This window comes from Kitasatospora nipponensis (genome assembly GCF_039528135.1).
GTDB lineage: Bacteria > Actinomycetota > Actinomycetes > Streptomycetales > Streptomycetaceae > Kitasatospora > Kitasatospora nipponensis.
Genome location: NZ_BAAALF010001223.1, coordinates 1 through 504, shown reverse-complemented (window position 1 = coordinate 504; position 504 = coordinate 1). Strand labels below are relative to the sequence as shown.

The following is a 504-nucleotide window of genomic DNA, read 5'->3' as shown; positions in this document are numbered from 1 at the left end:
AGGGGATGGCTGGCTAAGCGGTGGTGTCCGGGACGGCTGGGGACACGACCCCCGGCGCAGCCATCCAGATGAGCGTGCGCCGCGCGACCGGCGGCTACAAGACGTCGCCCACCTACCTGACCTCAGAGTCATGGATGATCCAGCCCGCCGACCAGATCGCCAACATGTACCTCGACAAGGGCGGTCTGGTCATCAAGGCCCTCCTCGGGGAGGTCCTTCTCCAGACCAGCACCGGCCTGCGCGTCCAGGGCGGCAACGTCGATGTCGGCTACGGGCTGGTGAAGAACTCGAGCACTTGGTCCCCGGTCACGTTCAAACAGGGCTGCTCCCAGCTCGGCGGCTGGCAGTCCGTCACCGTGAAGAAGCGGCCCGACGGCATGGTCGCCCTGCGCGGGATCGTCTCCGTCCCGGCCGGCGTCACCAGCGGCACCATCGGCACCATCGACGACCCGAACCTGCGGCCCAAGGCGGGCGAGGTCTTCCCCGTCGCCACCCCCAGCAACG

General features: G+C 68.7%; 1 protein-coding gene. It reads left to right on the top strand.

Annotated elements, in window-relative coordinates:
* Nucleotides 1–68: 68 nt before the first annotated feature.
* The coding region (locus tag ABD323_RS45765) for a hypothetical protein (protein ID WP_344447821.1) at nt 69–504 on the top strand (436 nt) is incomplete at its 3' end.